Annotated in this window: 8 protein-coding genes; 2 read left to right on the forward strand and 6 right to left on the reverse strand. The window is 71.5% G+C overall.

Translation table 11 applies throughout. The annotated features are described in order from the left end of the window. The 6 genes from hflX to miaA all read right to left on the reverse strand — a co-directional run. Nucleotides 1-1,381: GTPase HflX (gene hflX, locus ACWIF2_RS39005; protein ID WP_454366246.1), on the reverse strand; the 1,381-nt coding region annotated here is incomplete at its 3' end. A 125-nt stretch (nucleotides 1,382-1,506) separates the two neighbouring features. Further along, nucleotides 1,507-3,051 (reverse strand): M1 family metallopeptidase, encoded by a 1,545-nt coding sequence (locus tag ACWIF2_RS39010; protein WP_454366248.1) that lies wholly within the window; start codon nucleotides 3,049-3,051, stop codon nucleotides 1,507-1,509. 93 nt (nucleotides 3,052-3,144) lie between these two features. Then, a complete protein-coding gene (locus tag ACWIF2_RS39015) occupies nucleotides 3,145-5,340 on the reverse strand; it encodes a RelA/SpoT family protein (protein ID WP_454366250.1) in 2,196 nt (731 codons plus the stop codon). 295 nt (nucleotides 5,341-5,635) lie between these two features. Continuing rightward, the gene (gene dapF / locus ACWIF2_RS39020) at nucleotides 5,636-6,514 is read right to left on the reverse strand and encodes a diaminopimelate epimerase (protein ID WP_454366252.1); all 879 of its coding nucleotides are present in this window, start codon (nucleotides 6,512-6,514) and stop codon (nucleotides 5,636-5,638) included. 120 nt (nucleotides 6,515-6,634) lie between these two features. Beyond that, complete coding sequence (locus tag ACWIF2_RS39025) at nucleotides 6,635-7,204, reverse strand: hypothetical protein (RefSeq protein WP_454366259.1); 570 nt, start codon at nucleotides 7,202-7,204, stop codon at nucleotides 6,635-6,637. Between the two features lie 107 nt (nucleotides 7,205-7,311). Continuing rightward, complete coding sequence (miaA, locus tag ACWIF2_RS39030) at nucleotides 7,312-8,250, reverse strand: tRNA (adenosine(37)-N6)-dimethylallyltransferase MiaA (protein WP_454366254.1); 939 nt, start codon at nucleotides 8,248-8,250, stop codon at nucleotides 7,312-7,314. A gap of 182 nt (nucleotides 8,251-8,432) precedes the next feature. Between miaA and ACWIF2_RS39035 the strand changes: the two genes are divergently transcribed. Both ACWIF2_RS39035 and ACWIF2_RS39040 read left to right on the forward strand, forming a co-directional pair. Next, nucleotides 8,433-8,705, forward strand: a complete 273-nt coding sequence (locus ACWIF2_RS39035; protein ID WP_454366256.1) for a hypothetical protein — start codon at nucleotides 8,433-8,435, stop codon at nucleotides 8,703-8,705. 27 nt (nucleotides 8,706-8,732) lie between these two features. After that, nucleotides 8,733-9,056 carry an antitoxin gene (locus ACWIF2_RS39040; protein ID WP_454366258.1) on the forward strand — a complete coding sequence of 108 codons (324 nt, stop codon included), beginning with the start codon at nucleotides 8,733-8,735 and terminating at the stop codon, nucleotides 9,054-9,056. Nucleotides 9,057-9,113 lie beyond the last annotated feature (57 nt).

Below are 9,113 nucleotides of genomic sequence, written 5' to 3' on the forward strand. Positions count from 1 at the left end.
CGTCGTGGGCACGGGCGACCAGCTTGCCGTGCGTGTACGGCACGAGCGCCTCGATCTCGACCGACGGGCGCGGCAGCTCGTTGTCGATGAGCGCGAGCAGCGCGTCGATGCCCTGGCCGGTGCGGGCCGAGACGGCGATGGACCGCTTCTCGACGCGCAGCAGCCGCTGCAGGGTCAGCGGGTCGGCCGCGTCGGCCTTGTTGATCACGACGATCTCGGGTACGTCGGTGGCGCCGACGTCCCTGATCACCTCGCGCACGGCGGCCAGCTGCTCCTCCGGGTTCGGGTGCGAACCGTCCACCACGTGCAGGATCATGTCGGACTCGCCGACCTCCTCCATCGTGGAGCGGAACGCCTCGACCAGGTGGTGGGGCAGGTGGCGCACGAACCCGACGGTGTCGGCCAGCGTGTACAGCCGTCCGCTCGGGGTCTCGGCCCGGCGCACGGTCGGGTCGAGGGTCGCGAACAGGGCGTTCTCGACCAGCACGCCCGCGCCCGTGAGGCGGTTGAGCAGCGAGGACTTGCCGGCGTTGGTGTAGCCCGCGATGGCGACCGAGGGCACCTTGTTGCGCTTGCGCTCCTGGCGCTTGATCTCGCGGCCGGTCTTCATCTCCGCGATCTCCCGGCGCATCTTCGCCATCTTCTCGCGGATCCGCCGCCGGTCCGTCTCGATCTTGGTCTCACCGGGACCACGGGTGGCGAGGCCGCCGCCCTTGCCGCCGCCCATCTGCCGGGACAGCGACTGACCCCAGCCGCGCAGCCTCGGCAGCATGTACTGCATCTGCGCGAGCGCGACCTGCGCCTTGCCCTCTCGGGACTTGGCGTGCTGGGCGAAGATGTCCAGGATCAGGGCCGTACGGTCGATGACCTTGACCTTGACGACATCCTCGAGGTGGATGAGCTGGCCGGGGCTGAGCTCACCGTCGCAGATGACGGTGTCCGCGCCCGACTCGAGGACGATGTCCCGCAGCTCCTCGGCCTTGCCGGAGCCGATGTAGGTGGCCGCGTCGGGCTTGTCGCGACGCTGGGTGACACCGTCGAGCACGAGCGCGCCCGCCGTCTCCGCGAGGGCGGCGAGCTCCGCGAGGGAGTTCTCCGAGTCCTGCACGGTTCCCGTGGTCCAGACGCCGACGAGCACGACCCGCTCCAGGCGGAGCTGGCGGTACTCGACCTCGGTGACGTCCTCGAGCTCGGTGGAGAGGCCCACCACACGGCGCAGGGCCGCGCGGTCGGAGCGGTCGAACTGATCGCCGTCCCGCTCTCCGTCGATCTCGTGGCTCCAGGCGACGTCCTCTTCCATCAGGGCATCGGCCCGAAGACCCTCGGGGTGGCTCTGCGTGAAGCGCTTGGTGTCCTGGGAGGGGGAAGAAGAGGAGGTCATTGGATCCTTACGTAGCTGGGAAGCCGTTCACTGTCAGAACGCACGAGCACTCCGGGAGATTCCCGGCGCTCCGTGCCGCGCCGACCCGTCGATAGTCGCACGGCACGGGGCGTCTCGTCACCGTGTTATCGGGCGGGTCCCGGCGCGGGCGCGCCCTGCTTCGCGGGCACAGCCGGTTTCGCGGGCACAGCCGGTTTCGCGGACGCCTGAGGCTTCCAGTCCGGGTGCCCCGGCATCGGCGGGGTCTTCTCGCCGTACAGCCAGTCCTTGAAGAAACGGCTCAGGTCGCGGCCGGAGATCTCGGAGGCGAGCCGGACGTAGTCCGCCGTCGAGGCCGTGCCGTCCTGGTAGCGGCTCACCCAGGCGCGCTGCAGGCGGTCGAAGGCCGGGCTGCCGATCTCCTCGCGCAGGGCGTACAGGACGAGCGTCGCGCCCTCGTACACGTTGTGCCGGAAGATGCCGGTCTTGCGGCCGGGCTCGGGAACCTTCGGAGCGGCCGGCGGGCCGCCTACCGCCCGCCAGCCGTCGGAGGAGGCGTACGCGGCCTTCATACGGTCCCGCATCGGCTTGCCGCCCCGGACCTCGGCGTACAGCGCCTCGTACCAGGTGGCGTATCCCTCGTTGAGCCACAGGTCCGACCAGGTGCGAGGGCTGACGCTGTCGCCGAACCACTGGTGTGCCAGCTCGTGGGCCATGATCGACTCGACGTACCACTCCGGGTAGGCGGACTGGGTGAAGAGCTCCCGCTCGAAGAGGGAGAGCGTCTGGGTCTCGAGTTCGAAGCCGGTGGAGGCGTCCGCCACGAGCATGCCGTACGTCTCGAAGGGGTAGCGGCCGAGCTTCTTCTCCATCCAGGCGATCTGGGCGGGGGTCTTCCGCAGCCAGGGTTCGAGCGCCTTGCGGTCCCGGGTCGGTACGACGTCCCGTACGGGCAGTCCGTGCGGGCCGGTGCGGTGCAGCACGGTGGAGCGGCCGATGGAGACCTGGGTCAGCTCGGTGGCCATGGGGTGATGGGTGCGGTAGGTCCACGTGGTCGAACCGTCGGCCCTGGCCACACCGGCGGGCAGGCCGTTGGCGACGGCCGTGAGGCCCTTGGGCGTGGTGACCCGGATGGTGAACATCGCCTTGTCGGAGGGATGGTCGTTGCCGGGGAACACCCGGTGCGCCGCATCGGCCTGGTTGGCCATGGCGAGCCCGTCCGTGGTGCGTACCCAGCCGCTCTCGAGGCCCTTGGCGGACACGGGGTCGCTGGTGTGCCGCACGGTGATCCGCATCCGGTCGCCGCCCGACACGGCTTCCTGGGGCGTGATCACCAGGTCCTCGCCGGCCGTGCTGAACCCGGCGGGCTCGCCGTCGACCTCGACCGAGTCGACCGTGCCGTTGGCGAAGTCGAGATTGACGCGGTCCAGGTCGGCGGTGGCTTGGGCCTTGATGGTGGTGACGGCCCGCAGCGGCCGGCTGTTGCTGCCGGGATAGGTGAAGGAGAGGTCGTACGACGTCACGTCGTAGCCGGGGTTGCCCAGGTACGGGAAGAGGCGGTCACCGACGCCGAGCGGGACGACCGGGGCGCTCGCGGCGACGAGGCAGACGGAGACCGCCGAGGCGAGCAGGGCCGCGGTCGTTCTGCGACGGCGCGAACGGGGTGCCTGGTTCTGGGGGGTGAGGAGCATGCCCCACGGCTATCAGCGCAGGCGAGCGCGGTGGGGACGGCGCGCGTCCGGCCGGTCCGGGGCTCACCCGCCCGGCCGTCCGTCGGTACCTGCTCAGCCGCCCTGCGTCTGCGGCTGCGCCCGGCTGACGTCGTACACCCCGGCCACGTTGCGCATCGCGCGCATGAGGGCGGGCAGGTGGGCCGCGTCCGGGAGTTGCACGGTGTACGTGTGCCGCACCTGCTGCTGGGTCGGGGGCTCGACGGTCGCGGAGACGATCTCGGCGCCTTCGAGGGCCATGGCCTCGGTGAGGTCCGCGAGCAGATGGGGCCGGACGAACGATTCGGCGACCAGTGTGACCCGGCACTCGGTGGTGTCGCCCCAGCGCACGCCGACCTCGGGACGTCCCGTGTCCTTCATCCGGGCCACGGCGGCGCACTCGACGCGGTGCACGGTGACCGCTCCGCCCCGTACGGAGAAGCCGGTGATCTCGTCGGGCGGTACGGGCGTACAGCAGCCGGCGAGCCGGACGGTCGCGTCGGGCAGCTCGGCGAGGACGTGGCCGGCGGCGGGGCGGGCGGACGTCTGTTCGGGGGCCGGCCCTTCCGTGCCGGGGGCGTCGCCGCCGGCGGGCCGGGGGGCCGCCGCGCGTTCCTCGGGCTGCCGGTCCTCCCGGGCCTCGGTCCGCTGGGCCTCGGCCTGCGCCGGGTGGGCGGTCAGCCACCGCTGGATGGCGATCCGGGCCGCGGGGGTGTGCGCGTGCTCCAGCCACTCCCGGGACGGCTCGGACGCCGGGTCCTGTCCCATGAGGAGCTGGACGGTGTCGCCGTCCTTCAGGACGGTGCTGAGCGTCGCCAGGCGGCCGTTGACCCGGGCGCCGATGCACGCGTGCGCGTCCTCGCCGTACTGCGCGTACGCGGCGTCCACACAGGTCGCGCCGTCGGGCAGGCCGATCGTGCCGCCGTCGGGCCGGAACACGGTGATCTCGCGGTCCTGGGCGAGGTCCTCGCGCAGCGTCGACCAGAAGTGGTCCGGGTCGGGTGCCGCCTCCTGCCAGTCGAGGAGCCGGGAGAGCCAGCCGGGGCGGGTGGGGTCGACGCGCTCGCCGTCGGCCGGGTCGTCGGGGGCCGGTGCGTAGGGGTTGCCGAGCGCGATCACGCCGGCCTCGGCGACCTTGTGCATCTGGTGCGTGCGGATGAGGACTTCGACGACCTGGCCGTTCTCCCGGGCGACGGCCGTGTGCAGGGACTGGTACAGGTTGAACTTCGGTACGGCGATGAAGTCCTTGAACTCGGAGACCACCGGCGTCATACAGGTGTGGAGTTCGCCCAGGACGCCGTAGCAGTCGGCGTCCTCGTGCACCAGGACCAGGAGGCGGCCGAAGTCGGAGCCGCGGAGCCGGCCGCGTTTGCGGGAGACCCGGTGCACGGAGACGAAGTGGCGGGGCCGGATGAGGACTTCGGCCGGGATGTCCGCCTCGCGCAGCACGGTCCGCACCTCGTCGGCGACCTCCGCGAGCGGGTCGTCCGCGCGGGCTGCGTTGCGGACGATCAGCTCTCTTGTGTGCGCGTACTCGTCGGGGTGCAGGATCGCGAAGACCAGGTCTTCCAGTTCGGTCTTGAGCGCCTGGACGCCTAGCCGTTCGGCGAGCGGGATGAGCACGTCACGTGTCACCTTGGCGATGCGCTCCTGTTTCTCGGGGCGCATGACGCCGAGGGTGCGCATGTTGTGCAGCCGGTCGGCGAGTTTGATCGACATGACGCGGACGTCGTTGCCGGTGGCGACGAGCATCTTGCGGAAGGTCTCGGACTCGGCGGCCGCGCCGTAGTCGACCTTCTCCAGTTTGGTGACGCCGTCGACGAGGTAGCGGACCTCCTCGCCGAACTGGTCGCGGACCTGGTCGAGCGTCACGTCCGTGTCCTCGACGGTGTCGTGGAGCAGGGACGCGGTCAACGTCGTCGTCTCCGCGCCGAGTTCGGCGAGGATCAGGGTCACGGCGAGCGGGTGCGTGATGTACGGCTCGCCGCTCTTGCGCATCTGCCCGCGGTGCGAGGACTCGGCCAGGACGTAGGCGTGACGCAGAGGTTCGAGATCGGCGTCGGGGTGGTGGGCGCGGTGGGCCTCGACGACGTGGCTGATGGCGTCGGGCAGCCGGTCGCGGGCGGCGGAGCCGAGGAGCGCGGCTCGGCCCAGACGGCGCAGGTCGATCCGGGGACGGGCCTTTCTGCGCGGGGCCGTCGGCGTCACCGGTGATGACACCGCGCCCGGCATCGGGCCTGGGGTCACGGAATTCGTGGCCTCCGCACTCATGGGCACCTCCGGCTGCGTGGACCGGCGGACGGGTGCCCCTGGGCGGACACGGCTCACGGGGCGGCTTCGGTCCCCCGTCCGGGCCGGTGCTTGATGCTACCGAGCCCACCACGCCCGGCTGACCGGCTCTCGCCGAGCGTGAAACTGATCACCCATTCGAGGGATGAATGTGAGGTTTGTGCCCCGCTACGTCGCGACCATGGCGGTCGCTTTTCCGCCAAGTGGCCGATTTCCACGGCGGTTTCGAGTCGAGTGGCCGAGGGCGAGCGGCTGTTTCGGGCCGATCGCCCCCTGCTCACGCACCGATGGCGGCTTCCAGCCAGACCGAGTCGATCTCGCCCTCGGCCACGATCACGGCCGGGCCGGTCATCTCGATCTCGCCGTCGGGCCGCTCGGTGATCACCAGGGTGCCGCCGGGGACGTCCACGGTGTACGTCGCCGGGGTGCCGGTGGCCGCCGGGTCGGCACCGTCGCGGCGGGCGGCGGCCACGGCGACCGCGCACGCGCCCGTGCCGCACGAGCGGGTCTCGCCGGAACCCCGCTCGTGCACGCGCATCGCGACGTGCCCGGGGCCGCGGTCGATCACGAACTCGACGTTCACACCGTCCGGGTAGGCGGCGGCCGGGCCGAAGGGCGGCGGGGAGAGCAGATCGCCCGCGTGGGCCAGATCCTCCACGAAGGCGACCGCGTGCGGGTTGCCCATGTTGACGTTCCGCGCGGGCCAGCTGCGCTCCCCGACACTCACCGTGACGTCGCCCTCGGGGAGCAGCGCCCTGCCCATGCCCACGGTGACGTCACCGTCCTTGGCGATGTGCACGGCCTTCACGCCCCCGCGCGTGGCGACGGCGATGTCTCCTTCGGCCACATGCCCGGCGCGCTGGAGGTAGCGCGCGAACACCCGCACGCCGTTGCCGCACATCTCCGCGATCGAGCCGTCACCGTTGCGGTAGTCCATGAACCACTCCGCCTCGGCCGCCAGGTGCCGGGACTCGGGGTGCGCGGCGGACCGCACGACGTGCAGCAGTCCGTCACCGCCGATGCCCGCGCGGCGGTCGCACAGGGCGGCTACGGCGGCCGGGGGCAGGTCGATGGCGTTCTCGGGGTCCGGGACGATCACGAAGTCGTTCTCGGTGCCGTGGCCCTTGAGGAAGGCGATCCGCGTGCGCGTGCTCATGCCTCGATCGTACGGGGCGCTCCGCTGGGAGGGCCGTGGGAGGTGCCGGGGCTGTGGGTCCGTGCGGGTGTGTCGTGGCTGGTCGCGCAGTTCCCCGCGCCCCCTTGGGGGGCGCTTGCTCTAGCGGAGCCTTGCCACCCGCCAGACGGCGAGGATCACCACGACCGCCACGACCAGGGCGTACGCGAGTACGACGCGCCAGTCCGGTCTGCGGCCGGAGCCGCGGGCCGGCAGGCCCGGCCAGGTGTGGCCGACGCGGCGGGCGGCCATCATGCCCCAGCCGGCCGCGCACGAGCAGATCAGCAGTCCGAGCATGGCGATGACGGCCCCGCTGTCGCCGAAGTCGAAGGCGAGCGGGAACGCGAACATCAGGGAGCCGAGTGCGGCCAGGGCCACGATGGGCGCGAGCTGCCAGATGCGCAGCCGGCGCTGCGGGCGCAGCTCGACCTCGACCTCCTCCGCGAACATCTCGTCGGGCTCGGGGCCGTCGTCCGTCACACCCTGCGTCTCGTCGTCGGGCCCGTCGGAGCTGAGACGGTCCGTCTCCTGCTCCGGTCCGTCCAGGCTCTCGGGTCCGTCCAGGCGCTCCGGTCCGCCCCGGTGCTCCGGGCCGTCCAAGCGCTCCGATTCATCCCGGTCGGCGGTGATGTGATCGGTGCTATGTGCGGTGTCGCGAGGGCCGGCCTCCATCGCCACGCGCCCTCCCAACTAGGACTCACTCGGTCGATCGAAGCTCGATGATGGCACGCCGCCGGAGGCCCGGATGACGGCCTGGGCGTCCCGATGCCATGACGTGATCAGGCTGTAACCGGTCGTTCGACCAAGGACAGTGCGAGCTGCGGAAGTTCTGTGAGATCGGCCGCAGCCCCACTCAACCAGTGCACCCGCGGATCGCGCCTGAACCATGAATCCTGACGGCGCGCGAAGCGCTTGGTGGCACGCACGGTCTCGGTCCGAGCTTCCTCGATCGTGCACTCCCCGGCGAGCGCCGCGAGGACCTGCTGGTAGCCGAGCGCGCGCGAGGCCGTACGCCCTTCTCGCAACCCCTGCGCCTCCAGTGCGCGCACCTCGTCCACGAGGCCGGCGTCCCACATCCGGTCGACCCGGCGTGCGATGCGCTCGTCCAGCTCGGGCCGGGCCACGTCGACGCCGATCTGGAGGGTGTCGTAGACGGAGTCGTGGCCGGGGAGGTTGGCGGTGAAGGGCCGGCCGGTGATCTCGATCACCTCGAGGGCCCGGACGACCCGGCGGCCGTTGCTCGGCAGGATCGCGCGAGCGGCCTCGGGGTCGGCGGCGGCCAGGCGGGCGTGCAGCGCGCCCGAGCCGCGCAGGGTGAGTTCCTCCTCCAGGCGGGCGCGGACCTCGGGGTCGGTACCGGGGAACTCCATCTTGTCGACGGCCCCGCGCACATACAGTCCGGAGCCGCCGACCAGGATCGGCCAGCGACCCTCGGCGAGCAGCATCTCGATCCGCTCCCGGGCGAGGCGCTGGTACTCGGCGACGGATGCCGTGACGGTCACGTCCCAGATGTCCATGAGGTGGTGCGGGACGCCGCCGCGCTCCTCGGGCGTCAGCTTGGCGGTGCCGATGTCCATCCCTCGGTAGAGCTGCATGGAGTCGGCGTTGACGACCTCGCCGCCTAGACGCTGGGCCAGAAAAACGCCCAGATCGGACTTTCCGGCCGCAGTTGGTCCGACGACGGCGATGACGCGGGGGGCGGGGGGTGCACTGCTCACCGAGACAGTCTCGCAAACCTCGAACCCCGGCCTCGAACGAGTTACGTGACGCCACGGCTGTGGGGTCGTTGCCCGTTGCGAGGTTCCTGCCGCCGGATCACGGAGGCGGTGGCCCGGGTCGCGCAAACGGACGCACCGGGCAACGCGGGATTTCGCCCGCACGAGTAACGTATGGAGTGGATATGGGCGTTTTTGCACGACTTCTCCGGCGGTCGAAGACCACAGCTGAGGCGCCTGCCGCCGAGGCTCAGGCAGACACGGCGAAGGCCGGTCCCGAAGCGGAGGAGGCGTCCGGGGACCCGGAGGCGAAGGCGGCCGACGGAGCCACGGAAGCGGCCGAGGCGAGTGCCGAAGCCCCCGCCGAGGCCACCGAGGGCGAAGGCCTCGACATCCCCAAGCAGCAGTCCACCGACAAGGCGGCCGACAACGAGGCCGGCGAGGGCGCCCGTACGTGACCGCCCCGCGCGAGGGAAGGTGAAGCGATGGGTCTCCTGGACAACATGAAGGCCAAGCTGGGCCCGGCCAAGGGCAAGGTCTCGGACCTCGCGCAGCGGCACGAGGGCAAGGTGCACCACGGCCTCGACAAGGCCGCGCACGCCGTCGACAAGAGGACCAAGGGCAAGTACAGCGACAAGATCCAGTCGGGGACGGGCAAGGCCAAGGGCGCCGTGGACCGACTTGCGCACAAGGGCGACCACGGACCGGACGCGACCGGCACGACACCGCCGCGGGATGCGGGCGGCACGACACCCCCGCCGAACGCGGGTGGCACCACGCCGCCGAACGCGCCACCGCCCGCTTCCTGAGCGCGCGTCGGCGCATTGACTCTCTGAACGCAGCACTGAAGGGCACAACGGCGGACG

It is taken from the genome of Streptomyces sp. NPDC055506, assembly GCF_053643595.1.